This is a genomic window from Ectothiorhodospira haloalkaliphila ATCC 51935 (genome assembly GCF_000633935.1).
Lineage (GTDB): Bacteria > Pseudomonadota > Gammaproteobacteria > Ectothiorhodospirales > Ectothiorhodospiraceae > Ectothiorhodospira > Ectothiorhodospira haloalkaliphila.
On sequence record NZ_KK214998.1, the window covers coordinates 1,365,523 to 1,392,484 of the forward strand.

28 protein-coding genes and 2 pseudogenes are annotated in these 26,962 nt (G+C 63.0%); 8 read left to right on the forward strand and 22 right to left on the reverse strand.

What is annotated here, in order from left to right; translation table 11 throughout:
- The first annotated feature begins 225 nt into the window (after positions 1-225).
- From ECTHA_RS0114200 to ECTHA_RS0114210, 3 genes are read left to right on the forward strand one after another with little or no spacing between them, the layout of a single operon-like run.
- Positions 226-1,374 (forward strand): MFS transporter, encoded by a 1,149-nt coding sequence (locus tag ECTHA_RS0114200; RefSeq protein ID WP_025280275.1) that lies wholly within the window; start codon positions 226-228, stop codon positions 1,372-1,374.
- On the forward strand, positions 1,367-1,813 hold the full coding sequence (locus ECTHA_RS0114205) for a hypothetical protein (RefSeq protein WP_025280274.1): 447 nt from the start codon (positions 1,367-1,369) through the stop codon (positions 1,811-1,813). The genes ECTHA_RS0114200 and ECTHA_RS0114205 overlap by 8 nt, the downstream gene beginning before the upstream one ends.
- A 33-nt stretch (positions 1,814-1,846) precedes the next feature.
- A complete protein-coding gene (locus tag ECTHA_RS0114210) occupies positions 1,847-3,076 on the forward strand; it encodes a bifunctional alpha/beta hydrolase/OsmC family protein (RefSeq protein ID WP_025280273.1) in 1,230 nt (409 codons plus the stop codon).
- Positions 3,077-3,165: 89 nt separating this feature from the next.
- On the opposite strand, the gene infA is transcribed toward ECTHA_RS0114210, so the two are convergent.
- The 5 genes from infA to ECTHA_RS0114235 form a co-directional block, all read right to left on the reverse strand.
- Positions 3,166-3,390 (reverse strand): translation initiation factor IF-1, encoded by a 225-nt coding sequence (infA, locus tag ECTHA_RS0114215; protein ID WP_025280272.1) that lies wholly within the window; start codon positions 3,388-3,390, stop codon positions 3,166-3,168.
- Positions 3,391-3,783: 393 nt separating this feature from the next.
- Complete coding sequence (locus ECTHA_RS19115; RefSeq protein WP_025280271.1) at positions 3,784-4,674, reverse strand: DUF2726 domain-containing protein; 891 nt, start codon at positions 4,672-4,674, stop codon at positions 3,784-3,786.
- A gap of 215 nt (positions 4,675-4,889) precedes the next feature.
- Entirely contained in the window at positions 4,890-6,059 is a 1,170-nt protein-coding gene (bioF, locus tag ECTHA_RS0114225; protein WP_025280270.1) for an 8-amino-7-oxononanoate synthase, read from the reverse strand.
- Positions 6,056-7,039 carry a biotin synthase BioB gene (gene bioB, locus ECTHA_RS0114230; RefSeq protein ID WP_025280269.1) on the reverse strand — a complete coding sequence of 328 codons (984 nt, stop codon included), beginning with the start codon at positions 7,037-7,039 and terminating at the stop codon, positions 6,056-6,058. The genes bioF and bioB overlap by 4 nt, the downstream gene beginning before the upstream one ends.
- Positions 7,032-7,490, reverse strand: a complete 459-nt coding sequence (locus tag ECTHA_RS0114235; protein ID WP_026623830.1) for a hypothetical protein — start codon at positions 7,488-7,490, stop codon at positions 7,032-7,034. Before ECTHA_RS0114235 ends, bioB begins: the two co-directional genes overlap by 8 nt.
- Positions 7,491-7,577: 87 nt before the next feature.
- Between ECTHA_RS0114235 and ECTHA_RS0114240 the strand changes: the two genes are divergently transcribed.
- Entirely contained in the window at positions 7,578-8,384 is an 807-nt protein-coding gene (locus ECTHA_RS0114240; protein ID WP_026623831.1) for a ComF family protein, read from the forward strand.
- On the opposite strand, the gene ubiA is transcribed toward ECTHA_RS0114240, so the two are convergent.
- The 6 genes from ubiA to ECTHA_RS20435 form a co-directional block, all read right to left on the reverse strand.
- Positions 8,299-9,129: a 4-hydroxybenzoate octaprenyltransferase gene (gene ubiA / locus ECTHA_RS0114245; protein ID WP_051582714.1), complete on the reverse strand. Its 831-nt coding sequence runs from the start codon at positions 9,127-9,129 to the stop codon at positions 8,299-8,301. The genes ECTHA_RS0114240 and ubiA overlap by 86 nt on opposite strands.
- 223 nt (positions 9,130-9,352) lie before the next feature.
- Positions 9,353-12,739, reverse strand: coding sequence for a sensor domain-containing protein (locus ECTHA_RS19120; protein WP_025280265.1), 3,387 nt, complete (start codon positions 12,737-12,739; stop codon positions 9,353-9,355).
- A 76-nt stretch (positions 12,740-12,815) separates the two neighbouring features.
- A complete protein-coding gene (gene arsS, locus ECTHA_RS0114255) occupies positions 12,816-13,778 on the reverse strand; it encodes an arsenosugar biosynthesis radical SAM (seleno)protein ArsS (protein ID WP_025280264.1) in 963 nt (320 codons plus the stop codon).
- 31 nt (positions 13,779-13,809) lie between these two features.
- Positions 13,810-14,430, reverse strand: a complete 621-nt coding sequence (locus ECTHA_RS0114260; protein WP_025280263.1) for a TIGR04282 family arsenosugar biosynthesis glycosyltransferase — start codon at positions 14,428-14,430, stop codon at positions 13,810-13,812.
- Positions 14,431-14,443: 13 nt separating this feature from the next.
- Positions 14,444-15,136 carry a TIGR04283 family arsenosugar biosynthesis glycosyltransferase gene (locus ECTHA_RS0114265; RefSeq protein WP_025280262.1) on the reverse strand — a complete coding sequence of 231 codons (693 nt, stop codon included), beginning with the start codon at positions 15,134-15,136 and terminating at the stop codon, positions 14,444-14,446.
- A complete protein-coding gene (locus tag ECTHA_RS20435; protein ID WP_156946844.1) occupies positions 15,133-15,273 on the reverse strand; it encodes a hypothetical protein in 141 nt (46 codons plus the stop codon). Before ECTHA_RS20435 ends, ECTHA_RS0114265 begins: the two co-directional genes overlap by 4 nt.
- Before the next feature lie 174 nt (positions 15,274-15,447).
- Between ECTHA_RS20435 and ECTHA_RS0114275 the strand changes: the two genes are divergently transcribed.
- Positions 15,448-16,155, forward strand: a complete 708-nt coding sequence (locus ECTHA_RS0114275; RefSeq protein ID WP_238625263.1) for a TVP38/TMEM64 family protein — start codon at positions 15,448-15,450, stop codon at positions 16,153-16,155.
- 60 nt (positions 16,156-16,215) lie between these two features.
- Here the strand turns inward: ECTHA_RS0114275 and ECTHA_RS0114280 are convergent, their stop codons facing one another.
- The 6 genes and pseudogenes from ECTHA_RS0114280 to ECTHA_RS20755 form a co-directional block, all read right to left on the reverse strand.
- Positions 16,216-16,503 carry a type II toxin-antitoxin system RelE/ParE family toxin gene (locus ECTHA_RS0114280; RefSeq protein WP_025280260.1) on the reverse strand — a complete coding sequence of 96 codons (288 nt, stop codon included), beginning with the start codon at positions 16,501-16,503 and terminating at the stop codon, positions 16,216-16,218.
- Positions 16,500-16,766, reverse strand: coding sequence for a CopG family ribbon-helix-helix protein (locus ECTHA_RS19620; protein WP_084307025.1), 267 nt, complete (start codon positions 16,764-16,766; stop codon positions 16,500-16,502). Before ECTHA_RS19620 ends, ECTHA_RS0114280 begins: the two co-directional genes overlap by 4 nt.
- 141 nt (positions 16,767-16,907) lie before the next feature.
- The gene (locus tag ECTHA_RS19625; protein WP_025280290.1) at positions 16,908-17,207 is read right to left on the reverse strand and encodes a type II toxin-antitoxin system RelE/ParE family toxin; all 300 of its coding nucleotides are present in this window, start codon (positions 17,205-17,207) and stop codon (positions 16,908-16,910) included.
- Complete coding sequence (locus ECTHA_RS0114290) at positions 17,208-17,477, reverse strand: type II toxin-antitoxin system Phd/YefM family antitoxin (protein ID WP_025280291.1); 270 nt, start codon at positions 17,475-17,477, stop codon at positions 17,208-17,210.
- A gap of 434 nt (positions 17,478-17,911) precedes the next feature.
- A pseudogene (locus ECTHA_RS20750) lies at positions 17,912-18,181 on the reverse strand (methyl-accepting chemotaxis protein); the annotation flags it as partial.
- A pseudogene (locus ECTHA_RS20755) lies at positions 18,182-18,358 on the reverse strand (HAMP domain-containing protein); the annotation flags it as partial.
- Positions 18,359-18,492: 134 nt separating this feature from the next.
- Between ECTHA_RS20755 and gorA the strand changes: the two are divergent.
- Together gorA and ECTHA_RS0114305 are read left to right on the forward strand one after the other, a co-directional pair.
- Positions 18,493-19,839 carry a glutathione-disulfide reductase gene (gene gorA, locus ECTHA_RS0114300; protein WP_025280293.1) on the forward strand — a complete coding sequence of 449 codons (1,347 nt, stop codon included), beginning with the start codon at positions 18,493-18,495 and terminating at the stop codon, positions 19,837-19,839.
- Between the two features lie 31 nt (positions 19,840-19,870).
- Positions 19,871-20,425 (forward strand): gamma carbonic anhydrase family protein, encoded by a 555-nt coding sequence (locus ECTHA_RS0114305; protein ID WP_026623833.1) that lies wholly within the window; start codon positions 19,871-19,873, stop codon positions 20,423-20,425.
- 41 nt (positions 20,426-20,466) lie between these two features.
- On the opposite strand, the gene ECTHA_RS0114310 is transcribed toward ECTHA_RS0114305, so the two are convergent.
- The 3 genes from ECTHA_RS0114310 to hemB form a co-directional block, all read right to left on the reverse strand.
- Positions 20,467-21,126: a YiaD family glycine zipper/OmpA-like lipoprotein gene (locus ECTHA_RS0114310; RefSeq protein WP_025280189.1), complete on the reverse strand. Its 660-nt coding sequence runs from the start codon at positions 21,124-21,126 to the stop codon at positions 20,467-20,469.
- Between the two features lie 115 nt (positions 21,127-21,241).
- Entirely contained in the window at positions 21,242-22,054 is an 813-nt protein-coding gene (gene aroE, locus ECTHA_RS0114315; protein WP_025280188.1) for a shikimate dehydrogenase, read from the reverse strand.
- 12 nt (positions 22,055-22,066) lie between these two features.
- Positions 22,067-23,068 (reverse strand): porphobilinogen synthase, encoded by a 1,002-nt coding sequence (gene hemB, locus ECTHA_RS0114320; protein WP_025280187.1) that lies wholly within the window; start codon positions 23,066-23,068, stop codon positions 22,067-22,069.
- Between the two features lie 64 nt (positions 23,069-23,132).
- Between hemB and ECTHA_RS0114325 the strand changes: the two genes are divergently transcribed.
- Positions 23,133-23,906, forward strand: coding sequence for an alpha/beta hydrolase (locus tag ECTHA_RS0114325; RefSeq protein WP_238625255.1), 774 nt, complete (start codon positions 23,133-23,135; stop codon positions 23,904-23,906).
- On the opposite strand, the gene ECTHA_RS18460 is transcribed toward ECTHA_RS0114325, so the two are convergent.
- Positions 23,893-26,664 carry an ATP-binding protein gene (locus ECTHA_RS18460; protein WP_035369641.1) on the reverse strand — a complete coding sequence of 924 codons (2,772 nt, stop codon included), beginning with the start codon at positions 26,662-26,664 and terminating at the stop codon, positions 23,893-23,895. The two genes, ECTHA_RS0114325 and ECTHA_RS18460, sit on opposite strands and share 14 nt — an antisense overlap.
- Positions 26,661-26,960: a hypothetical protein gene (locus ECTHA_RS18465; RefSeq protein WP_203225289.1), complete on the reverse strand. Its 300-nt coding sequence runs from the start codon at positions 26,958-26,960 to the stop codon at positions 26,661-26,663. The genes ECTHA_RS18460 and ECTHA_RS18465 overlap by 4 nt, the downstream gene beginning before the upstream one ends.
- Between the last annotated feature and the right edge of the window lie 2 nt (positions 26,961-26,962).

Here is a 26,962-nt window from a genome sequence, read left to right on the forward strand (position 1 = left end):
AGGGATGCCCGCCGCACCGTGGATGGATATGTTCGATAGGTTACCAGTGTCGCATAGCCACAAGGACATGCAAGCCACTTCGGCCACGTGCCCCGGACACCCACCCGGGCGGCGGATGGAAACGGGGCATTTCGGGTATCATGGGTCACCGAAATGCCGCTTGCCGGCCCGTCCGTTCATCCTTTCTCCCGCCCGGCAACCGGGCGCTGTTTCGGGGAATCCGCATTGCCTGCCCGTCATCTTGCCATCGTGCTGTATTGCGCGGTTCTGGTCTTTTCCGCCCTGTATGCCCCGCAGCCGCTGCTGCCGGTACTCGCCGACGCCTTCGCGGTGAGCGAGGCCAAGGCCTCGCTGCTGATCACCGTAGCGCTGCTGCCGCTGGCGGTGGCGCCCATTGCCTACGGTTTCCTCCTGCAGCGCTTTTCGGCCCGGCGCCTGCTGATCGCCGCCACCTGGCTGCTGGCCGCCACTCAGGCCCTGGCGTTCTTCGTCACCAGCTTTGAACTGCTGCTGATGCTGCGTCTGGCTCAGGGGCTCATCATCCCGGCCATGCTCACCTCGCTGATGACCTACCTGGGGTCCAGCGCCGAGCCGGGGCAGGTGGCCCGCGTGATGGCCCTGTACATCGCCGGTAGCGTGATGGGCGGTTTTCTGGGGCGCATGGCCTCGGGACTGATCTCCACGCATCTGGGCTGGCGCTGGTCGTTCCTGTGCCTGGCTGGTGCCATTGCCCTGTGTGCACTGCTGCTGCAGCGGCTGCGCAGCGACCCACCAGCCAGCTTTCAGCGCCTGGAGTGGGGCGCCATCCTGAAAGTCCTGCGTGAGCCCACCTATCTGCGCCTTTATCTGGTGGTCTTCTGCGCCTTTGGCGCCTTCGCCTCGCTGCTGAACTTCCTGCCCTTCCGCCTGGTGGAACTGGGCACGGGCCTGAATGAGACAGGCATCGCCCTCATGTATGCCGGCTATCTCATGGGCGTGGTCACCTCCCTGCTGTCGCTGCGTCTGTCGGACTACATCGGCGGCACCGTGAACACCATGATCCTGGGCACGGCCGTGTTTCTGGCCGCGCTGTTGTTCTTCACCGGAAGTCAGGTCTGGGTGATGTTCGTGGGCATGTTCGTGCTGTGCGCGGGCATGTTCCTGATCCATTCCCTGGCCCCGGGAGTGCTCAACCAGGGGAACGACGGCCAGCGGGGGGTGGTCAATGGGTTGTACATTGCCTTTTACTATGCCGGAGGCGCCACCGGTTCCTTCCTGCCGGGGTATCTCTATCACGGGCTGGGCTGGCACGCCTACCTGGGATCACTGGCGGTGATCGTGGGACTGGGGGCCTGGCTGCTATGGGGACTCAAGGGGAAACTGACGCATGCGTGAGAACAAAAAAGAAGAAAAGCAATCCGGCGGGCTGCCTCGCTGGGCCAGGCTGCTGGTCACGCCCCTGATCCTGGTGGTCGCGGGCGCATTGATCTGGAGCCAGTTACCGAAGGGGGCCTACTCCACCGACCTGTCGCGCATTGGCGATGGACGCCCCGCCCTGGTGCTCACCTACGACGCGGCTTACATGACCGGGATGCAGGTGATGGATCTGATGGACCGGATCCGGGATGAGTATCGTGATGAGGTGGAGTTTCTGGTGGCCAACCTGGGCACCCCCGATGGCCGTGATCTGGCCACGCGGTTTCGGGTGAACGACGGCGCGGTGATACTGTTTCGGGGCGACGGACAACCGGTTCAGTTGCTGCAAAGCCCGCGCCATGAACAGGTTCTGCGCGATGCCATGCACGAACATCTGGGCGTCTCGCCCGCCCGGTAGCGACGCCACCCACTCTTCCCGGAGACGCCCGACATGCCCGATCATAACCCCCGCATACGCTTTCCCGGCTCCCAGGGTAACGAGCTCTCCGCACGCCTGGACATGCCCGAGGGTCCCCCACGGGCCTATGCCCTGTTTGCACACTGCTTCAGTTGTACAAAAGACATCCTGGCAGCAGTGCGCCTGAGTTCGGCCCTGCGGGCCCACGGGATCGCGCTGCTGCGCTTTGATTTCACAGGGCTTGGCAATAGCCAGGGTGACTTTGCCAACACCAACTTCAGCTCCAATCTGGAAGACCTGCGGCGGGCCGCCGATTACCTGCGCCAGGAACACGAAGCCCCACAATTGCTGATCGGCCACAGCCTGGGCGGGGCGGCCGTGCTGGCCGTGGCGGAGGATGTGCCGGAGGTACGCGCCGTGGCCACCATCAACGCCCCCAGTGATGTGGCCCACGTGACTCATCTCTTTGGCGAGGACACCCTGGAGGTCATTCGGGAGCAAGGGGAATCGGAGGTGAACCTGGCGGGGCAGAAATTCCGCATCCAGCGGCAGTTCCTGGAGGATCTGGACAGCCACAAGGTGCTGGATCAGGTGGCGAAGCTGCGGCGGCCTCTCATGATCTTTCATTCGCCCCACGACAAGATCGTCTCCATCGATCATGCGGCGCAGATCTACCGGGCTGCCAAGCATCCCAAGAGCTTCGTGTCCCTGGATAACGTGGACCACATGCTCTCCCGGCCCGCCGACTCCAGCTACGTGGCATCCCTGCTCAGCGCCTGGGCCGAGCGCTTTCTGGACCCACCGGAGCGAGAGGAATCAGGGGATCACGAGCGGGGCGTGCTGGTGGCGGAAAACGGTGTGGGTCCCTACGCGCAGACCGTCGAGATCGGCCCCCATCGGATCAACGCCGACGAGCCCGAATCCATGGGCGGAAAGGATCAGGGCCCGGCCCCCTATGAGTTCCTCATGGCGGGCCTGGGTGCCTGCACGAGCATGACCCTGCGCATGTATGCGCAGCGCAAGGAACTGCCTTTGGAGCACGTCTCGGTGCGCCTGCGGCATCGCAAGGTGGAGGAGGAGAGCGAGGACGGCGGCAAGCCCGCTCAGCGGGACCAGTTCGACCGGGAGATCACCCTGGATGGGGACCTCACGGACGACCAGCGCAAGCGGCTGCTACAGGTTGCCGATCGCTGCCCGGTACACCGCACCCTGGAATCCGAGGTGCGTATCCAGACGCGGCTGGGGGATGAGAGAGTGGAGTGAGGTAGTGCGGTTCCCCCGGCGTTGGGGGAGCCCGGTGTTGGCGGAGCGGCGGAGCGCGTCGGCGCTCTCGACCGCGGCGCCACGATCCATCAGTGCTTGTAACGGTAGCTGATGCGACCCTTGGTGAGGTCGTAGGGGGACATTTCCAGCTTGACCTTGTCGCCGCTGACCACGCGGATGCGGTAGCGACGCATCTTGCCGGAGGCGTAGGCCTGAACATGGACGCCATTGTCCAGTTCCACCTTGAAACGCTGATCGGGCATCACGTCGGTGACGGTGCCTTCCATTTCGATGAGATCTTCTTTATTAGACATGGTTGTACCTCGCACGCATGGGAACGGGGAATTGCAGTCCATTCCCGGGGCTTATGATGAAGTGAATCGGTGTGTCGACCAGACAGCCAGGGCCGAGACGTTATTCGGGCTGCTTCCGTTGATGCAGATTGGCGGTCCCTCAGCCGGTGATGACCGGCCAGGCCGCAACCCCGGATCGTCAGTGCAGGATGGTGCGCAGGCTGCCGGGCGTGGCCGTTGCCAGGATCGGAAACGTTCGGCTAATCCACGCCCTGAATGGCCGATGATTTCTTGAAGTCGCGCACAGTATACATGAATCGTCAAGGCGTTTCAGGGGCTTGCGCTGAATCGATGACGGCCCCTGGAGAAAACCCGGGACGCCGGGGGGCGTCCACGGGTCATGAAGGACGGCCTTCAGGAACTGCTGCCAGGCGAACTCACGGTACCGCTCAGGGGCTTGTCAGCCTCATCGGTCTTGGCAGCCGTTTTGGCCGGCTCACCGGCCGGGGCCGTGGCAGCCCCCTGCCCTGCCGGCGTCTCCGCCGGCTTGGCGTCAGTCTTTACCTCAGGCTTGGCCTCAGGCTTGGCCTCGGGTTTGCTTGCCGCCTTCGGTTCGGCCTTGGGCTCGGGTTTGCTTTCGGGCTTGGCAGGTGACGACGTCGCTGCCTTGGAGGGTGCAGGACGACCGGCGGGGCCGGACTTCGCGGCAGCCCTTTTGGCCTGGGCGGCCTTTTTCTCCTCGGCGGCCTTCTTTCTCTGCTCTTCGGCCTTGGCCTTGCGAGCCTTGGCTTCCTCAGCGCGGTCGGCCACGGCCTTGATGGCCTCTTCCACCGCCGTCTTGGCCTTGGCGGCCGAAATGGGCTGATCGATGCGGATCACCCCCAGAGGCAGCTCGATATGTGCGCAGACCTCTTCCAGGAAGTCGTCCGGGTCGTGCACCAGGCCCTTGCGCCGTGCGCTGCGGCAACGAATCGCGCAGACCACGTCGAAGCTGTCCTTCTTGCACAGGACGAAATCGAAGGTTTCGTCGTCGATGCGCTTCTGCGCCGTTTCCTTCAGCGGTTGATCGGGGGTGGGCTTGACGGCCACCACTTCGCTGGCTGTCAGGTTGGGGTAGATACGATGCTGGTCACCGAAACTCTCTTCAAGGGCCTTGAGGACCTCGATCTCCTTGGGGGTGAGCAGCTTCTCTTCGCGCTGGTAGGCACCGGAATTGGGCGGGGGTAGGTCCACCCGGGCACGATACTGGGTATAGAAAGCGATCGCCGCCGCAGCGAACAACAATATGATCAGTACTTCCGCCATCACAACATCCCTCCATCGGATTAAATGGAAATCCGGGCAAGGGTCCGGTTTTGTTCGCGCTACGGGCCACTTCCCGGCAACAGATTCTGACCGGCCTGAAAAAGGCACAGTCGTCCGATTTTGTAGGCCGTGGCGAACGTATTACAAGCCAATTAATAGGGTTTTTTGAGGGATATCGGGTCTTGGGCACTTGAAATGTAGCAGCCCAAGGTTTTTCAGGGCTTGCCGACCAGCCCACCCAGGGCCTGCAACAGGCCATCCACCTGCGCTCTGGAATGGGTGGCGCTGAGCGTGACACGCAGCCGCGCCCTGCCCTGAGGAACGGTGGGGGGCCGAATGGCCGGCACCAGAAACCCCTGTTGAAGCAGGCTATCGCTCCATTGGACAGCCCGCTCGGAGGCTCCGACCACGATGGGTTGAATGGGCGTGGTGCTCTCCATCAGTTCCAGGCCCAACTGCCCTGAGCCCTCCCGAAACTGCACCACCAGATCACGCAAATGCCCCCGACGTTCAGGCTCTTGCTGCACGATGCGCAGCGAGGCCCGGGTGGCCTCGGCCACCGCAGCGGGCATGGCAGTGGTGTAGATATAGGTACGTGCCGACTGGATCAGGGTTTCGATCAGGTCCTCGGGGCCGGCCACGAAGGCACCCGATGTACCCAGCGCCTTGCCCAGGGTGCCCATGAGGATGGGCACCTGATCCTGAGAAAGCCCCAGATGCTCCAGGGTTCCAGCTCCCCGCTCACCCAGCACGCCGATACCATGGGCATCGTCAGCCATCAGCCAGCACCCGTGGGTATCGGCCAGCGAGGCCAGGGCCTCCAGCGGCGCCAGGTTGCCATCCATGGAGAATACCGCGTCGGTGCTGATGAAGGTCTCGCGATCCTCCTCCCTGGCGGTCTTGCCCAGACGGCGGGCCAGATCCCCGGCATCGGCGTGATGATAGCGGCTGAGCCGGGCACCGCTGATCATGGCGGCATCAATCAGCGAGGCGTGGTTGAGGCGATCTTCGAACAATCGATCACCCCGGCGCAGCAGCGCCTGTGCCACGCCCAGGTTGGCCATGTAGCCGGTGGAGAACAGCAGGGCCCGATCACGACCGGTGAAGGCGGCCAGCTCATCCTCCAGGGCATGATGGGCCCGGGTGTGGCCGTTCACCAGATGGGCGGCACCGGCCCCCACACCATAGGCTTCGACCCCTTGCCGGAACGCCTGGATCACCCGAGGATGATTGGCCAGACCCAGGTAATCATTGCTGCAGAAGGCCAGCACCGGTCGACCGTCGATGACCTGCTCCGGCTGCTGGGGCCCCTCCAGGATGCGCCGCGAACGGTACCGGTGCTCGTTGCGCAGGGCCTGAAGGGGTGCCTTGAGATCCCGGGTCACGCGACCCGGGTTTCGTCGTCTGCCGTGCGCTCCACCTCCAGGGTATTCACACCCAGACGGCGGAAGAGCTGCTGGTCGTGGTTTTCGGTGGCGTTGGCGGTGGTGAGCAGTTTCTCGCCGTAAAAGATGGAGTTGGCACCGGCAAAGAAGCACAGGGCCTGCATCTCGTCGCTCATCTCGCTGCGACCGGCAGACAGGCGCACATGGGAGGTGGGCATGATGATCCGCGCCACCGCCACCACCCGCACGAACTCCAGCGGGTCCACCGGCTCGGCATCGGCCATGGGGGTGCCCTCCACCGGTACAAGATTGTTGATGGGCACGGATTCCGGGTGACGCGGCAGGTTGGCCAGCTGCTGCAGCAGGCTGGCCCGGTCGCGACGGGACTCGCCCATGCCCAGGATGCCCCCGGAACAGACATTGATGCCCGCCTCGCGCACGTGGGCCAGGGTGTCCAGGCGATCCTGGTAGGTGCGGGTGGTGATCACCTCGCCGTAATACTCCGGCGAGGTATCCAGGTTGTGATTGTAGTAGTCCAGGCCGGACTCCTTGAGGCGACGCGCCTGCATCTCGGTGAGCATGCCCAGGGTCATGCAGGTTTCCAGGCCCATCTCGCGCACGCCGCGCACCATCTCGATCACCCGCTCCAGGTTCTTGTCAGTGGGGTTGCGCCAGGCGGCCCCCATGCAGAAGCGTGTGGCACCCTCGTCCTTGGCCTTACGGGCCTCGGCCAGCACCTCTTCCACGGGCAGCAGTCGCTCCCGTTCCACGTCGGCATCGTTGTGGGCGCTCTGGGAGCAATAGCCGCAGTCCTCGGAGCAGGCCCCTGTCTTGATGGAGAGCAGGCGGCTCACCTGGACCTGATTGGGATCGAAATGGGCCCGATGAAGGGTATGGGCCTCGAACAGCAGATCATTGAAGGGACGATCCAGCAGGGTGAGGATCTCGTCCACCGTCCAGTCGTGACGGGTTTCAGCCATGGTCAGGCTCCTTGGGAATCTCGACGTCTTGCCAATGCTCCCGGTTGATCCGGATGATGTCGCGGATCGACCAGGGGATGATGATGAGTGCAGCCACCAGCCAGTAGATCCGGAAATAGAAGATCTCGGGCGGGAAGAAGGTGCCGATGACGATCAGCGCCCCCATGAAGGCGTAGTACCGATAGGCCGCCTGCTGGGTGTAATACCCCACCCGCTCGTCCGGATGGTGCCGGTTCAAGGCGTACACCAGCATGGAGCCGCCGAACCACAATACCAGGGGCACGATCCCCATGATGGCAGCAATGATCGTGGCCACGCCCACCTCGCCCGTCACCAGAAACAGCGGTACCCCGGCCACGGAGACGGCGATGATGGTGCCATAATTGAACAGCTTGGCCGATCCGGCACAGGCGCGCGCGGAGACATGGCGGGTGGCGGCGGGCTGGGACATACTCGGACACCTGGGAAAAATGGCCGGCCCGTTCGGTCAACGGACAAACCTCGAATATACCGCAACCGTGAGCGAGGTGACAGGGAAGTGAATCGACTGATTTCGGAAGTACGGCGCCTGGGCGCCGCCTGGATGGCGCGGGCCTACCCGCCCGTGTGCCTGCTCTGCGGGGCCGCCGGGGACGATGGGCTGGACCTGTGCCGGCCCTGTGCCGCCGAACTGCCCCGCCCGGGCCACGTCTGCCCCCGCTGCGGCCTGTCCCTGGGGAGTGATTCGGCGCACCCCTGTGGTCACTGCCTGACCCACCCACCCGACTTCGATCATGCCTGGGCGGCGCTGAGCTATCTGTGGCCGGTGGATGACCTGGTGGGACGCTTCAAGTTTCACGGGCGCCTCAACCACGGTCGGCTGCTGGGCAAGCTCATGGCCCGGGAACTGGCGCCGCGGGTGACCCGCCCGGACTGCGTGATCCCGGTGCCGCTGCACCCGCACCGAATACGGGAGCGGGGCTTCAATCAGGCGGTGGAACTGGCGCGTCCGCTGTGCCGCGCCCTGGACTGCCCGCTGGAGGCCTTCGCGGTGCACCGGGTTCGCGCCACGCCGCCCCAGCAGACGCTGTCCGCGAAACACCGTCAACGCAATCTGCGGGGCGCCTTCCATGTGGCTGAAGGGTTTGCGCCGGCCCACGTGGCCCTGGTGGATGATGTCATGACCACCGGATCCACCCTGGACGAACTGGCCGGCTTGCTGAAGACCCGCGGCGTGCAGCGGGTGGATGTCTGGGTGCTGGCGCGGGTGCCCGACCCGGCTAGAGCACACCCCGAACCAGATAATCCATGGCAATCCCGGCAAACACCACCGCCCCGAACCAGTTGTTGTTCAAAAAGGCCTTGAAGCAACCTTTGGGGTCCCGGTCGTGGATCAGATACTGCTGATAGATGACCAGGCCGGCCGCCGCCACCAGGCTCAGGGTGAAGATCATGCCCAGCTCTGCCTGCATGCCCACCAGCACCAGGGCGATCAGCACCAGCAACTGCAGCAGGCCGATGATGCTCCGGTCCGACTCGCCGAACAGGATGGCGCTGGACTTGACGCCGATCTTGAGATCATCGGGCCGGTCCACCATGGCATACATGGTGTCGTAGGCGGTGGCCCACAGGATGGTGGCCACGAACAGCAACCAGGCCAAGGGCGGCGGGAACGCGCCCGTCTGGGCAGCGAAGGCCATGGGCACGGCCCAGCCAAAGGCCGCGCCCAGATGCACCTGGGGCAGGTGATGGAATCGCTTCATAAAGGGATAGGTGCCCGCCAGCAGCACCGCCACCACGGACAGGGCGATGGTCAGCGGGTTCATCAGCAGCACCAGGCCGAAGGCGATGATGGAGAGCACCACCGCCACGCCCACCGCCTCGGTGGGGCTGATCAGGCCCATGGCCAGGGGGCGATCGCGGGTGCGGCTCACATGACCGTCGATGTGCCGGTCGGCGAAGTCGTTCATGGCACAGCCGGCGGCGCGCATCAGGGCCACACCCGCCACGAACACGAACAGCACCAGGGGATCGGGCATGCCCTCGGCGGCGATCCACAAGGCCCAGAGGGTGGGCCATAGCAGCAGCAGGGTGCCCACGGGACGATGCATCCGCGTGAGCAGTGCATAATTGATCAGCCGGCCCTTCAGGCCCCCATTGGATGATGCGGTCTCGGTGTTCACGGGTATCGACGCATATTGGGTCAGTGGCAGTCGGTGGCCAAGTGTAGCAAAGCCCGGCCGCCCTTTGCGGCCCAGCTCTGGATGCTGTTCAAACCGCTTTGTCTGGTCGCGCAGCTCTCGGTCGAATTTCCCTGCATCGGAAGATGACGACTCAGGAATCGTCAGGATCCAGGGGCTTTGAATGCAACAACATGTGCTCCACTTCCTCGGCCGGCATGGGTCGGCTGAACAGATAGCCTTGTCCCTGCACGCAGCCATGATCCAGCAGGAAGTCCCGTTGCACCGTGTTTTCAATGCCCTCGGCGATGACCTTCAGGCCCAGGGTCTCGCCCAGTCCGATGATGGCGCGGATGATGGCGGCATCCTCGGGATGGTTGGCAGGGTCCTCCTCCATCTCGAAGACGAAGGATCGATCGATCTTGATGGCATGCACCGGCAGGCGCTTGAGATAGTTCAGGGAAGAGTACGCAGTGCCGAAGTCGTCAATGGAAATGCGGATCCCATGACCATGCAGCTCGGTCAGGGTACGTATGGTCTGGTCAATGGAGCTCATGGCCGCGCTCTCGGTAATCTCGATTTCCAGGTCGCCAGCGTCCAGGCCGGTTTCGGCCAAGACGGTGAGGATGCGCTCGACAACGCCGGGTTCCCGGAACTCGCGCGCTGACAGGTTGACCGCCACGGGCACCGTCGGGACACCCCGGGCCTTCCAGTCGCGAATCTGCTCGCAGGCCTGTCGCAGGATTGCCGGCCCCAGCGAGAGGATGAAGCCGGTCTCCTCCGCCAGGGGAATGAAACGACCCGGTGAGATCATGCCCCGTTGGGGGTGGCGCCAGCGCACCAGGGCCTCCAGGCTGAGCGCACGTCCACTGACCAGTTCCACCCGGGGCTGATACACCAGATGAAATTGGTCCTGCTCCAACGCAAGCCGCATGGCCTGGTCCAGTTCCATGCGTTCCTGTAGCGCCGCGTCCATTTCCGGGATGTAGAAATGGTAGCAGCGGCGACCTTCGGCCTTGGCGCGATACATGGCCGCGTCGGCATGACGTACCAGCTCCTCGGGGCAATCACTGTCGCCGGGGTAGACAGCAATACCGATACTCACGGTGATGGAAACTTGCTGGGATGGCAGCGACACCGGCTGATTCAGACTCGCCTGGAGCTTTTCGATCACGGGGATCACGTCCTCCACATGCGTGAGGCTGGACAGCAGCAGGATGAATTCATCGCCGCCGAAGCGGGCCACCGTATCTTCCTCGCGCAACAGGGTGCGTAGACGTTGCGCGATGTGGATCAGCAGTTGATCGCCTTGGGCATGGCCCAGTGAGTCGTTGACCACCTTGAAATCGTCCAGGTCGATGAACACCACGGCCACAGTCTGCTGATCCCGTCGAGCCTGGGCGATCGCCCGATCGATCCTGTCCAGCATGACGCTGCGATTGGGCAAGCCGGTCAGCGGATCATGGAAGGCCAGATACTCCAGGCGCTGGGTCAGGGCGCGCTTGTCCGAGATGTCCTCCGCCAGCTTGATGTAATGCGTCACCTCCCCACAGGCATTGCGGATCGGTGAAATCCGGGCCTGCTCCCAGTACGGCTCGCCCGAGCGGGTGCGATTATTGAACTCGCCCTCCCAGGTTTCACCACTGCGGATCGTTGCCCAGAGCTCTTCGCACTGCTCGACGTTTTTTTCGCCGTAACGCAGCATGCCGGGCTGCTGCCCCAGCACCTCCTCGCGGGCGAAACCCGTAATGTCACAAAAACGCTGGTTCACGTACTCGATCACGCCATCCGTGTCGGTGAGCACCACGACGCCGGGGCTTTGCTCCACCGCATAGGCCAGTCGCTTGCTTTGCTCCTCGACCAGCTTGCGCTCGGTGATGTCCAGGGTGGACCCCAGTATCTTGCGCAGATTGCCCTCTGCACCATAGACGGGAGAGGCCTGATGCAGTATCCATCGCCACTGACCCGTCTGATGGCGCATGCGTACTTCGAAGCGGAATCGCCCTTGCGGTTGTCGCGTGTACTGCTCGAATTGGCGAATGCCCTCATCGCGCTCATCGGGGTGGATCAACGACCGCCAGGCTTCCAGGTCATCCTCCATCTCATGATCCCGGTAGCCCAGCTGTGCCTTGAGTTCAGGCGATAGAAAAACCTCCCCATTCGGACGCCATTCGAACAGGCCCACGTTACCGCCCTGCACCGCCTCCCATAAACGCTCCTGATCCCTGAGTCGCGCCGTGAGGTCCACATCCATGGCGTAGAGGCTCAGGTTATCCTCGGCATGTCGCACCACCACATGGCAGGTAAGGACCTTGAGAGCGTGCCCGTCTCGATGCCGAAGGATCAGCATCTCCGACGCGGGCAGCTGCTCCCCTTCGCGCACGTCCCGCATGCGGTGGAAAAAAGCCTCGCGATCCTCCAGGGGAATGATCAGATCCGCAAGGTTTGCGCCCAGAGCTTCTTCAGCGGAATAGCCATAGAGACGCTCACTGGCGAAGTTCCAGTAGGTCACCGTCCCGTCGGGCCGATACCCCTGAATCGAGATCTCAGGCACGGTGTCCAGCAGCTGGGTGAGGGCCGCCTCATTGCGCTGCAGCGCCGCCTCCGCGTGATGGCGTGCGGTAATATCCCGGTTGGTTCCGCGGTGCCCCCGATAGCGACCCGACGCATCCCACACAGAGCGGCAGTCGTGCTCGATCCAGCGGACATCGCCGGATTGCGTGATGATGCGGAAGTGCAGCAGTGCCTGGTCCTCATGACTGCCCGCGTGCACATGCCCCTCATAGACCGCTCGATCATCCGGATGGATGATGCGCAACATGAGGCCCGCATCATCCAGAAACGCCTCTGCGGCGTAGCCGGTGATCTGTTCGCAGGCAGGGGACACGTAGCGGAATCGGTTGTCCTCACCCAACCAGTAGTCCCAGTCCGGCGAGAACTGCGCCAGGATCCGATAGCGCTCCTGCTCTTCACGCAGTTGCTGGTTCAGGGCCTCCAGGGCGTGCCGCTGATTCACAGCGGCAGTCTGGTCCACAACACTGCAGATGAACTCCGTGGCCCCATCGTAGGTATCGGGAATGCGGATGAGCTTGAGGTCGGCGATCATGCGCTGCCCGTTGGCACCGCGCAGGGGAATCTCACGGAGTTCAGCACCCCCCTCGCGGGCAGCCTCGCCCAGAGCCGCTTGCAGTGCCGAGTGATGCGAGGGGATTGCCAGATGCTGGAACAGTTTCTGGTCCAGGGCCAGCGCCGCCATCGCCGCGCCATTGGCCTCTCTTACTTCGCCTCGATGATCAATCACGAAAGTGGGCTGCGGGAGGCCCTGATAAAAGCGATTGAAGCGCGCCAGGGCGCGCTGGGTGACCTTTTCCCCCTCGACCAGAGACTCGTTCTGCAGGACGAGCTCCGCATGGTAGATGTGCAATTCTTCCAGCAGACGATCCAGGTCCACTTCGCCCCGCTCGATGGCCAGATCCATATCCTTCCACGCGTTGTCGCGCAGAATGGCCTGAGCACGCTCGCGTAAGCGGTTTCTGTCCATGCTGGGGTTGCCTATTCAAGGCTGGGTGGTCAAGGGTAACGCTTTCAAGGTGTCAGTTGCAGCCCCATGATCCACTTCATGTGACCGCCCCGCCGCAACTGGAGCCCTGGCCGGCCGTGCAACCGTAGCAATGATCAGCAACCGTGATGGGCGCCCCCTCCAGATCCCGGTGGATCAAGTCCCGCAGATGGGTACGCTGCTGTGTACCCGCCCCCAGGGGAAGGCGCAGCATCTGATTGAAATCGCAATCATACACATAGCCCTGCCAGTCGACGCTGAGCAGGGTGCGGCACATGACGCTTTCCAGGTTCTCTGCCCGATAGGCATCCTTGAGCAGCGTCATGTAGGCCTCGTACTGACCGCTCTTGCGAAGCTGCTTGGCAAAACGGTGAATGGGCATGTTGGTGATGGCAAACAAGCCGTTGAACACGATGCCGTATTCCCGGGCCAGATGGGCCTTGTAGTCGGCTTCCAGCTGCGCCTGCGGAGGCGGCAGATCAGGACCCAGCGGGTTATAGACCAGGTTGAGCACCAGCTCGCTGCCGGGTTGCCCGTAGCCCATGGCGTTCAGTTGCCGCAGGCCCGCCAGGCTCTGCTCGAAGACACCGTCTCCGCGCTGGGCGTCCACATTATCCGGGGTGTAGCAAGGCAGGGAGGCCACCACCTCCACCTGGTGGGCTGCCAGAAACGCCGCCAGATCGCCCTGCCCCGGCTGCTCCAGCACCGTGAGGTTGCAACGGTCCATCACATGCACACCCATCCCCCGCGCCTGCTCCACCAGGTAGTGAAACTGAGGATTCAATTCCGGCGCCCCGCCGGTGAGGTCCAGGGTGCGAATCCCGGCACCGCGAAGATAATCCAGCACCAGATCGGCGGTGGCGCGATCCATCTTCTCCCGGCGATTGGGCCCCGCATTCACGTGGCAATGAAAGCAGGTCAGGTTACAGACATAACCCACGTTGACCTGCAGGGTTTCCAGCCGGCCCCGCCGGATGGCCGGGAAAGTGGTGGATTGCATGTTTTGCACAATGGCGCTCATGGAACCTCCTTTGGCACCGGCCATGCGGCCGTCAAGTCGTGCATTCTTCCCAGTGTTCCGGGAGATGGCGCAGATCATCGGGTTCATCGATATCCCACAATGGGGGTTGCTCACTCAGAGACCAGCCCAATGCGTGAATGCGTTCGCGGGTCTGTTGGGCCACCCGGGGCGTACTCCAGTCGATCCCCTCGAAGACGGTTGAGTGAAAACGACTCAATGCCAGCGCCGCATATCCGCCATCGGCCACCGGGGTGATGACGGCATCATGGCTGGTCAGGGCCAGTGCCATGGCACGCAAACGATTCCGGGTAAGCCCGGGACAGTCAGTGCCCATGACGATCACCCGTTGTTCGCGAGCCAGCAATGGTGCGGCACCCCGGGCGAGACGCGCGCCCAGATCGCCGTCTCCCTGGGGGGCGGTGGCCAGGCGTGCGGGCAGCGGTATGCCGCTCCAGGCATCGGCCTCATCAGGGGTTCTCAAGAGAGTCACCGGGCCAAGGTCCGCGCCCAGGGCCTCGTGGAGGGCATGGTGCAAAAGACGCTCGGCCAGTGCCGCCGCACCCCGGGGGCCCAGCGCCGGGATGAGACGGGTCTTGGCCAGGCCAGCACGGGGCGCCTTGGCGAAGATCAGGACATGCGTTTCAGGGGTCATGGGGATTTCATCCTCATCCCTGGCCGTTGTAGCGCTGTGCAAGGATGTGGGCCGACGTGCCACGCCAGTACAACCAACGCAGGTGCCACATGAGCAGGATGGTGCGCCACGCCCCATGCTGTTCCCAACGTCGTCCCGAGGTGCTCACCCGCGCCCGCAGACAACGGGGGGCCGTGATCCGCCGGAGTCGGCGGCTGATCTCGATGTCCTCCATCAAGGGCTGATCCGGAAAGCCCCCCACCGAATCGAAGAGTTCACGCCGCATGAACAGGGCCTGATCCCCCGTGGCAATCCCGGTGAGACGCGAACGTTGGTTCATCAATGCGGCCACCAGGGGGAGCAGCACACGGCTGCGCCCCCGAATACGAACGTTGAAACGTCCCCAGCCGGACTGGCCCTTCAGGGCATCACGTACCCGAGTATCGGCACCCATGGGCAGGTGGGTATCGGCATGCAGGAACAAGAGGACGGGTGCCCGGGTCGCCGCTGCGCCGGCATTCATCTGACGGGCCCGCCCGGGCGCCGAGACGATGATCGGCAGTCCATGGCCCTCGGCCACCGCCACCGTGTCATCCTGACTGCCGCCGTCCACCAGGAGGATTTCCGTCTCCCGTAACACAGCCGCCTCCAGGTTTCGCGCCAGAGACGGCAGATTGGCGGCTTCGTTCAGGACCGGCACGATCACGGCCAGCGCCCGCCCCGTCACGATGAATGCTCCGCACGGCGATTGATGCGATGACCGTGAGAGAGAAACCCCACTCCAATGATTGATTCCTGCGCCATCACCCAGTCTCCCATCATCGATATCACCTCGGTGCGGCAGGAAAGAAGAGATTCCTGCATGGAGCATCTCCGCCTTGGTTAGATGCATCATGGAACCTTCAGTTTCCGTCCGTGACCTCATGGGCACAGGGAATCGCGGACTGCCAGCGCAGCGCTGTGGCTATTACGGATAGGCAATGCGCCGGCCCCGTTGGATACTGGGCCACAACAACCGGGAACGGGAGCATCGCACCCATGATGAATGACCTGAATCGGCAATGGCTGGTACGCGGGGTCCTGCTGGCGTTCATTGCGGCCGTGGTGACCCTGGGCGTGCTTTACCGGGATGCCCTCAGCGTGGAGTCGGTACGCCAGCAACTGGACCAGTTCGGTGCCTGGGCACCCGTGGTGTTCATGGTTGCTTACGCCCTGGCCGCCGTGGCGTTCCTGCCGGCCTGGATCTTTACCGTGACGGCCGGTGCCCTATTCGGCCCGGTGCTCGGGCTGATCTACGCCCTGGGGGGCGCCACCCTCGGAGCCACCCTGGCATTCCTGGTCGCACGCCACGCCGCCTCCGACTGGGTGGCCGGAAAGGCAGGCGGCATGGTCAAGCGCGTGATCGTGGGCGTGGAACGGGAGGGGTGGCGCTTCGTGGCCTTTACCCGCTTGGTCCCGCTGTTCCCCTTCAATCTGCTCAACTACGCGCTCGGCCTGACCCGAATCCCCTTGCTGCATTACGTAGCGGCCACGCTGGTCTGCATGATCCCCGGAGCACTGGCGTACGTGTGGATCGGCCATGCCGGCGCGCAGGCAATCGCCGGTGGCGAGCGCACCGTCCAGGCCGTACTGATCGCCATCGGTCTGCTGGCCATGGCCCTCTTCCTGCCGCGGCTGGTGCGGCGCATTCGTCGTGACCCGGTGCCAGGCCTGGACGACGCGCCGGACGAGCGTAAAACGCGATAATGCTGCACTCACCAGCCAATAACGAGCGCAGCGAATAATTTGTCCGTGTGAAACGCTTTATTATAAATTCTTTTCATTCTCTTTGTTGTGCCAGATCCTTAATATGTAGATCATCTCATCGGCGATAAGGTAACGTACCGTATAGCTGCTTATATAAAGATCGCGTATTAACTCCGGGTCGGATGCTTTCAAAACGGGCAGACCAATTTTTGGAAACTGCTTCAGCTTATCGATACCTTCTTGTAGATCTATCGCAACTCGACGGGCTGCGAACGGATTCTTAACCTCTACAAATTCCACCATTCTGCAGAGATCATCGACCGACTCCGGCGAGTACCTTATTTTCATGATTTAGGTGGCGATTTTCGATTATTGGTGCCCCAGCTATTCAGCCAAGCATTCACATCCTCTTCATCAATGGATTTACCTGCCTTGATGGATTCAAGCGCTTCGAGGGTATCCTGCCACCTTGAATCCTCCAGGGACTGCCTCGCAAGAAATTCTTTAATCGCTTGATTTATAATATAATTCCTGCTCCTATCAAGCTTTTTGGAAAGAACCTCCAAGGGTTTTTCCAAGTCGTCAGAAATTCGAATACTCGTGACGCCCATGATGCCCACTCCCAGTGTAGTGATCTGTAATACAGATTAGTACAGCCAGAGCATCATGGCTAGACGAATTTATAACGCTGGCCATCACCGGTGACAAAACCGCAGCGAAGCGGAGGGTTTGGCATCCGGTGCATGGCTTGGTTATGTTTCGTTTGCTGGTAATTCGAGCTGCCTCTCACTACGCCAGATTCGTATGAGCACAACCTCTTTTGCCTGCCTGAGATAGACAACTCGAAACGGCGCGTGAATCAATTCGCGAATATGATCCATGTTGAATTCAGGAACAACTCGGCCAGCATCAGGGTGAATTTGAAGCATTCCACAGTGCTCCAGGATAGCAGCCACGAAGCCATCACCGATGTGTGGCACATCCTGCTCTTTGTAATAGCCCTGAATAGCCTGTAAGTCCTCAAGAGCAGATTGTGCGATGTGTAATTCCATTTACTTGATACCCAAAGATTTTCTGGCGTCCTCCAACGATACGGTGTTGCCCTCGCGAACATCCATAAGCCCCTGCGCTACCGCCTTTACAAACCGCAATTCCTCGGCAGTTCTCTCATAATCCTCGAGCCCCTGCACAACAGCCACACCACGGCCACGACTGGTAAGCAGGATCGGGCGATGCGTATCCTGCGCTCGACCAACCACCTTGCCGGGATTGATCTTCAGGTCTGATAGAGGAATGACATCCTCGGAAAATTTCACTTGCATAGTGATTACCTAGCCAACGATTTGGTGCTACCAATAGCACCGGTTAACAGGTGCTGTCAAGAAACATGACAGATCTTAGACGGAATCGGCCTTCCCCAGGAAAGACAGATTCCGCATAGCACGCCCTGGCAACCCGCCTTACCTGCCGCGAAACGCACACCCAGCATCCGAACCGACCCCACAACCCACTGACTCAAAGAGCAATCCATCCCGAAAAGGTACGCCCAACTCAGCCCCAATGATTGAAGGCACCCACGCAGTCGGTGCTATACCGAGTCTGTATAACTTGGCATGAATGCAATGAAATACAGTATTTGCCGAGCGATACGGGCGCATTCTGTTCAACCCTTGACTGAACACGTACTCTCCCTGGTGTGACCTTCGATCCTGTCCGGAACGCCGGTGGACCCGCGGATACGCCAGGCCTGGATGGCTTACACCTTGAATCGCCCCACCAGCACCTGTAGCTCCGCCGCCAACCGGGCCAGTTCGTCGCTGGCTCCGGCGATCTGACCGGCCCCGGAGGCGGTCTGATCCACGGACTGGGCGATATTGGAGATATTACGGTTGATCTCCTCGGATACGCTCGACTGCTCCTCGGCCGCGCTGGCGATCTGAGTGTTCATGTCATTGATGTTGCCAATGGAGCCGGTGATGGCCTCCAGGGAGGCCCCTGCGATCTGCTTCACCATCTGGTGGATCCTGTCCACGAAGGCGTTGAAGGCCCCCGCCAGGTCTCCAAGCTCATTCTTTCCCCCCTCAGCCAGGCGGCGCGTGAGATCGCCCTCCCCTTGCGCGATGTCCTTGAGGGTGGTGGCCACCTGCTCAATCGGGCCGGAGATCATCCGCGCCAGGATGGTCGCATCCTCCAGAACTTTCATGGGGATTCCGGCTCACGGGTTAGGGCCTTTTCCCTATTTTAGACCTTTGGTCCGTATCCGATGATCGTCGATCAGGCTGTTAAGATGGGACAGAGAGAAATCCTCTGCCTGTTTTCGCTGCAAGGGAGTCCCCCATGAATGACCATTACGATCTGATTGCCATCGGCGCCGGTAGCGGCGGCCTGTCCGTGGTGGAGCGCGCGGCCCGTTACGGGGCCCTCTGCGCCGTGGTGGAATCAGGGCCGCTGGGAGGCACCTGCGTGAACGTGGGCTGCGTGCCCAAGAAGGTGATGTGGTATGCCGCCGACATGGCCCATCGGCTGGATGACGCCCCGGGCTACGGCTTCAAGCTGGCCCGGGAGGGCTTTGACTGGAGCGAACTGGTGGGTGCCCGGGATGCCTATATCGAGGGTATCAACACCTGGTATCACACCTATCTTGCGGACTCGGGTGTGGACGAGATCCCTGGCCGCGCCCGTTTCGTGGACGCCCACACCCTGGAGGTGGATGGCCGGCGGGTGAGCGCGGATCATGTGGTGATCGCCGTGGGCGGTCAGCCCAGCGTGCCGGACATCCCGGGGGCCGAACTGGGCATCACCTCCGATGGATTTTTCCAGCTCAAGAGTCAGCCGCGGCGCGTGGCCGTCATCGGGGCAGGGTACATCGCCGTGGAACTGGCGGGCATGCTGCGCGCCCTGGGTTCCGAGGTGTCCATGTACCTGCGCCGCCAGACTCTGCTGCGCTCCTTTGACCCCATGTTGCGCGACACGCTCATGGAGCAGATGCTGGCCGATGGGGTGAACCTGTTCCCCAGCACACAGGTGGGGCGACTCATCGCCCACCCGGACAGCGTGGAACTGTTCTGCGACCAGGGGGAGTGCCGCGGGGTCTTCGATCAGGTGATCTGGGCCACTGGCCGGACACCGGCCACGAACGATCTGGATCTGCACAATACCGGCATTCAACCCGACGATCAGGGGTATATCCCCACGGATCTCTACCAGAACACCTCGGTAGAGGGTGTTTATGCCATCGGTGACGTGACGGGGCGGGCCCCGCTGACGCCGGTGGCCATCGCCGCTGGTCGACGCCTGGCGGATCGGCTCTTCGGGGGCCAGACGGATCGGCACCTGAGCTATGAGACCATCCCCTCGGTGATCTTCAGCCATCCTCCCATCGGCACCGTGGGCCTCACGGAGGAAGAGGCGAGGGCGGCCCACGGGGAGGCGGTGAAGGTGTATTCCACCCGCTTCACCTCCATGTACCACGCCATGACCCCCCATAAGGTGGCCACCGCCATGAAGCTGGTCACCGTGGGGGCACAGGAGAAGGTGGTGGGCGTACACATCATTGGCCCGGACGCCGACGAGATGCTGCAGGGGTTCGCCGTGGCCGTGCGCATGGGGGCCACCAAGCGTGATCTGGATGATACAGTGGCCCTGCATCCCACCAGCGCGGAGGAGCTGGTGACCATGAAGTGAACTGTTCAAGCCCCGCGACAGGAGCCCTCTCATGATCCGAAGCTTTGAAGGTCATACACCGAAGATCGCCCCGTCCGCCTGGGTGGACGACAGTGCCCTGATCGTGGGGGATGTCACCCTGGGTGCAGACAGTTCCGTGTGGCCCATGAGCGTGCTGCGCGGGGACGTGAACCGCATCCGTATCGGCAAATGCAGCAACATCCAGGATGGCAGCGTGCTGCATGTCACCCATGACGGGCCCTATACCCCTGGTGGTCAGGATCTGGCAGTGGGTAACGAGGTCACTGTGGGCCACAACGTCACCCTGCACGCCTGCCACATCCATGACCGGGTGCTGATCGGTATGGGTAGCGTGGTGATGGATGGGGCGATCATCGCCTCGGACGTGATTCTGGCCGCCGGCAGCCTGGTGTCACCGGGCAAGGTACTGGATTCGGGGTATCTTTGGCGGGGCAGGCCGGCACAGCGGGTGCGCCCGCTCACCCAGGAGGAACGGGACCATCTGCGCTATTCGGCCGAGCATTATGTGCGTCTCAAGCTGAGGCACGAGGGGCAGGGGAGGCCACCGGACGGGATGGAGGTCTGAGCGAGCAGCCGCCCGCCTCCATCCCCACCGGCACCTGGAGATCACTGGGTCAGCGGGATGAACGTCAGTTCCACGCGTCGGTTCTGGGCGCGCCCCTCTGGCGTGTGATTGTCCGCCACCGGACGATGCGGACCGAAGCCGATGGTGTCCAGCCGCACCGGTGACACCCCCTGGCTCTGCAGATAGCGGGCCACGCTGCGGGCGCGACGCTCCGACAGGTCCATGTTGTACTCCACGCTACCGGTACTGTCGGTGTGGCCAGCCACTTCCAGGGCGGTCTGATCGAATTCCTGGGCCACCTTGGCCACCGAATTGAGCACATCGTAGAACTGGGACTTCACCTCGTCGCGGTTCACGTCGAAAGTAACGTTGCCCGGCATGTTCAACACCACATTGTCGCCCACCCGGGTCACGCTCACGCCCGTGCCATCCAGTTCGCGGCGCAGTTCCTGCTCCTGACGGTCCATGTAGTTGCCCACAGCGGCGCCGGCCAGGGCGCCGATACCGGCACCGATCATGGCCCGCTTGGTGCGGTCGCGACGGGTGGTGAGATTGCCTACCAGGGCGCCGGCAGCCGCGCCAATGGCCGCACCGGTGGTGGACGCACTGATTTTATCCTCACGGGTATAAGGATCGATGGTGGTACAGCCGGCGAGGCCCACCAAGGCCGCCACGGCGATGATCAGCAATGGATGACGCATGAAAAACTCCCGCAACACTCAGTCAAGGGGCTGCCCGTCAAGGATAAGGACGCGCCCCGGTTATATCGGTCGATAACCGCCTGGAAGCCAGGCTACCGCAGGCCTGATGAACCCATCATGAACGGGGACGCAGGGCCTCCATGACCGGATCAGTCTGTGGACGCTGGCCGCGCCAGATGGCAAACGCCTCCGCCGCCTGCTCCACCAGCATGCCCAGGCCATCCCGCGTCCAGGCCGCTCCCTGTGCATCACCCCAACGCACGAATGCGGTGGGGGTGTCGCCATACATCATGTCATAACAACCGGCACCGGGGGCCAGCAGGCCGGCAGGCAGGGGAGGGGTTTCATCGGAAAGCCCGGCGGCCGTGCCATTGATGATCAGATCGTGGGATTCCCCGGCAAGCGCCTCCAGCCCGCTGCCGGACACCGGCCCCAGATCGGCAAAATCCCGAGCCAGATCCTGGGCCTTGGCGGCGGTGCGATTGGCGATGTGCAACCGTGCCGGGCCCTCGGCCAATAGCGGAGCCAGCACACCGCGCACTGCCCCGCCGGCCCCCAGCAACAGGATACGGCTGCCGGCCAGAGGGGTGGGCTGGCGCTTCAGATCCGCCACCAGCCCAAGGCCATCGGTATTGTCCCCGTCGAGCCCGTCGGCGGTGACCGTGAGGGTGTTCACGGCACCGGCCCGCCGGGCCCGGTCGGTCAGGGTATCCGCCAGTTCGAAGGCCTCGTGCTTGAAGGGCACGGTGACACTGAAGCCTCGATACCCCGCATCCACCAGCCTGCGCACCGTGCCGGGAAAATCATCCTCCGGCGCCAGCACCGCCTCATAGACCATCTCCTGGCCCGTTTGCCGGGCAAACAGGGTATGGATCTGCGGTGACTTGCTGTGGCCGATGGGGTGGCCGATGACGGCATAATGATCCATGGGCATGGCGGATCAGTCCATCCACTCCAGTGCCTGACGGGCGTAGTAGGTGAGGATGCCATCGGCGCCCGCACGCTTCATGCAGGCCAGGGCCTCCAGCACACAGGCTCGCTCGTCGATCCAGCCGTTCTGACCGGCGGCCTTGAGCATGGCGTACTCGCCGCTCACGTGATAGGCAAACGTGGGCACCCCGAAGGTCTCCTTCACGCGGCGGACGATGTCCAGATAGGGCATGCCGGGCTTGATCATCACCATATCGGCCCCTTCTTCCAGGTCCATGGCCACTTCCTGCAGGGCCTCGTCGGAATTGTGCGGGTCCATCTGGTAGGTGTACTTGTTGCCGGCGCCCAGGTTGGCAGCCGAACCCACGGCGTCGCGGAAGGGGCCGTAGAAGCTGGAGGCATACTTGGCGGAATACGCCAGAATGCGCGTGTGGATATGACCGCCTTCCTCAAGGGCCTCGCGGATGGCGCCGATGCGGCCATCCATCATGTCGGAGGGGGCCACCACGTCGGCGCCGGCCTCGGCATGGGACAGGGCCTGCTGGGTGAGCACGTCCACGGTTTCGTCATTGAGCACGTAGCCGGTCTCGTCGATGAGCCCGTCCTGGCCGTGGGTGGTGAAGGGGTCCAGGGCCACATCGGTGATCACACCGATCTCGGGCACGGCGTCCTTGAGGGCGCGCACGGCGGTCTGGGCCAGGCCATTGGGGTTATAGGCCTCGGCAGCATCTTCGCTCTTCTTCTCCATGGGCACCACGGGGAACAGGGCCATGGCCGGAATGCCCAGGCGGGCACTCACCTTGGCCTCTTCGATGAGCAGGTCGATGGACAGCCGCTCCACGCCGGGCATGGATGGCACCGGTTCACGCTGACCCTCGCCTTCCAGGACGAAGACCGGGTAGATGAAGTCGTTGGGCGTGACCATGCTCTCCTGCATCAGGCGGCGGGAGAAGTCATCGCGCCGCATGCGACGGGGTCGAACCAGGGGATAGTAGCCTTTGTACTGGGACATTGATCACTCCACGCCTTGATGGGCTGTCTTGGGATGGATTCGAAAGGGGCTCAGGATAGCCGATTTGCCCCGACGGAGCACGGCGTGGCGTCATGCCGAAGTCGCGGCCCGGGCCGCTGCCACCGAGGGTGGTGGCTCCCATAGCGATGACAAACCGGATATCCTTGCGCCCATGAATACACATCCCTTTGAATCCGTCATCGTCGACACCGGCGAGAATCCGAAAACCTGCGTCATCTGGCTGCACGGCCTGGGGGCCGATGGCCATGACTTCGAGCCCATCGTGCCCGAGATGCAGTTGCCGCCCGGCAAGCCGGTCCGCTTCATCTTCCCCCATGCCCCGGTGCGGCGGGTGACCATCAACAATGGCATGCCCATGCGCGCCTGGTATGACTTTCGGGAACTGGCCCCGGGGGAGGGAGAGGATCACGGCCAGGTGGGGGAGGGGGTCGCCGCTGTTCAGACCCTGCTCGCCGAGGCCAGGCGTCATTACGACACGGTGCTGCTGGGGGGATTCTCCCAGGGGGGCGCCATGGCCCTGCTCACCGGCCTGGTGGAAGGGCCGGCCCCGGACGCGGTCTTCGGACTGTCCACCTATCTGCCCGATGCCGCCAAGGCGGGTCTGCAACTGTCCCCCCGGGCGGCCGGCCTGCCGATCTTCATGGGCCACGGCAGTTTCGATCCCGTGATCCCTCCGGATTTCGGCCGTCACACCAGCCAGGCCCTGCGCGCCATGGGGGTGACACTGCAGTGGCATGAATATCCCATGCCCCACAGTGTGTGCCCCGACGAGATCCGTGACCTGAGCCGGTGGATGGGGCCGCTCATTCAGGCTTAGCGGGCTTGCCATCCTCCTTCGCCGAGCCATCCAGCGGCGGCAGGTTGAAGGCGAAGGTGGTGCCGGCGCCTTGCTGACTATCCACCCAGATGCGCCCGCCCAGGTGCTGGATGATGTTCTTGCAGATGGCCAGTCCCAGGCCCGTTCCCTCGGGCTTTTCGGTGAGGGCATCCCCCACCTGGCGAAACTTCTCGAACAGGGTGGGCAGATCCTCGGTGGGGATGCCGGGCCCGTTGTCCTCCACCTCCACCTTGACGCCCCCTTCCTCCAGGAGCGTGAGCCTCAGGGTCACGCGCCCCGTATGGGCAGGGGTGAACTTCACCGCATTGGACAACAGGTTGATGATCACCTGCATGAGCCGGTCACGGTCGGTGTCCATGGGAACCGGATGATCGGGCAGGTCCAGATGCAGGTCCACCGCCTTGGTCTTGAAGAGCTGTGACGTGGCGGTGGCGGCATCACTGAGGACTTCCACCAGATCATAACGGCGGATGTACCAGCGCATGGCACCGGATTCCAGCTTGGCCAGGTCCAGCACCTGATTGATCAGTCGGGTGAGGCGCTCGCTCTCGCTGATGATGATGCCCAGGAATTCCTGACGCTTGTCCGGGTCCAGGTCCCGGTTGTCATAGAGGATCTCGGTGAAGGAGCGGATGGAGGTGAGCGGCGTGCGCAGTTCATGGGTGACCGTGGAAATGAAATCATCCTTCATCCGATCCAGTTGCTTGAGTTGCTCGTTGGCGGCGCGCAACTCCCGGGTGGCTGTTTCCAGCTCCCGTGACTTGGTTTCCAGTTGCTGGCTGTAGGCGATCACCTGGCTGGCCTCGTCCAGGATCTCCATCACCTCCTCCAGGCTGACCACATCCCCCTTGGCCACATTGGAGACCATCACCCGCGCCGAGGCGGCGCCGATGGAGCCGGCCAGCATGCGCTCGCACAACTGGATCAGATCGGAGTCCGCTTCCCGCATCTGTGTCAGATCCAGGCCCCGACCGCGAGCATAGCGTTCAAAGGCCGCGCGGGCACGGGCCTCCCCCACGAAGCGCTTGAGCAGATCGAACAGGTCATCCACCGTGGCCGTGCCGCGCCAGAAGCGGGAGATGCCATAACGCTCGGCCGACAGACGGAAGACGTCCACGAACAGATTGGCCTGGATGCGCTCCATGGTGTTCTGCTGAGTGAGCAGGGAGACCGTCACGTAGGCCCCCAGGTTCACCAGCATGGACCAGACCAGGGAATGGGTGATCTGATGCAGCCCGGACAACCCGAACAGCTCGTAGGGCTTGAGCAGTTCGATACCCCAGGGCCCATGGGTGATGAATGTGGCGGGCAGCCAGCCGGCCTGGGCAAAGGAGGGCAGCAAAAGGGTGTACAGCCAGACCACAAACCCGGCCGACAGGCCTGCCAGGGCACCCTTGCGGGTGGCCCCCTTCCAGAAGATGCCCCCGATCAGGGCCGGGGCGAACTGGGCCACGGCGCAGAAGGACACCAGCCCCATGCTCACCAGGCCCACCATGTCGCCAGTCACCCGAACATAGGCATAGCCCAGCAGGATGCCGATGAGGATGGCACCGCGGCGGATATACAGCAGCAGCCGGGTGAGGTCCCGACGCCGCTCCAGCCCCAGCCAGCGGATGCGCAGCAGCGCCGGCATCACCAGGTCGTTGCAAAGCATGGTGGCCAGGGCCACGGTCTCCACAATGATCATGGCCGTGGCGGCAGACAGACCACCCAGGAACACGATCAGTGCCAGCAGCTGCATTTCCTGGGAGAGGGGCAGGGCCAGCACGAAGTTGTCCGGGTTCACCTCCCCGTATCCGAACATGAGCACGCCGGCGAAGGCGATGGGCAGCACGAACAGGTTGATGAGGAACAGGTACAGGGGGAACAGCCAGGCCGCCTTGCGCACATGGCTTTCGTCCACGTTCTCCACCACCGCCACCTGGAATTGTCGCGGCAGGACCAGCACCACCACCATGGCCAGCAGGGTGAAGGCAATCCAGTTGCCGTAATCGGACAGTTCTCCCACGTGGAACAGCTCGGCCAGCTGGGGATGAGCCGCCGCCTGACTGAACAGATCTCCCACGCCACCGAAGATCACGAAGGTGACCACCAGGCCCGCCAGTATGAAGGCCACCAGCTTCACCACCGACTCGAAGGCGATGGCGGCCACCATGCCCGAGTGGTGCTCCGAGGCATCGATGTGGCGGGTGCCGAAGAGGATGGCGAAGACGGCCAGGATCAGGGCCACATAGAAGGCGGTGTCGGCGTAGAAGGGCACGGTATGAGCCAACTGAGAGGCCGACGTATCCGGATAGCTGACCATCACGTTGAAGGTGTCGGACACCGCCCGGAGCTGCAGGGCGATATACGGTACCAGACCCACCAGGGCAATGATGGTGACCAGCCCCCCCAGCATCTGGCTCTTGCCGTAGCGGGAGGCCACGAAATCGGCGATCGAGGTGATGCGGTTGACCTTGGAGATGCGCACCATCTTGCGCAGCACGATCCAGAACAGGGCCGCCATGAGGGTGGGGCCCAGGTAGATGGGCAGGTAATGGATGCCGCTCTCGGCGGCCAGCCCGACACTGCCGTAGAAGGTCCAGGAGGTGCAGTAAACGGCGATGGAGAGGGCGTAGACATAGGGGCTGTTGATGACGCTGCGCCCCTGATCCGAGCGCTTGTCGCCCCAGTAGGCAATCCCGAAGAGGATCAGCAGATACCCCAGGGAGACACCGATGACCAGCCCGATGTTCACGGCTCGCGTCCCGGATCGTAGGGTCGGTGGTCACCCGGTTCCTCATGGGAGGAGCGGGCCACGATCAGCACGACCAGAATGATCAAGGCCAGCCAGGCCCCATAGAGATAAACGAACAGCAGCGGGATGCCCAGGACAAACCCATCCGCATCAAAGACCACGAGCAAGGGCGGGAAGAACAGGGCGAGCCCCAGCATGAAGGCCGCCACGTAGCGCTCGCGGGCGCCACTGGGCGGGGCCATGCGCAGATTTCGCTTGCCGGCCGCCGTCTTTTCGGAGAGCGGCACACGGGCCATGG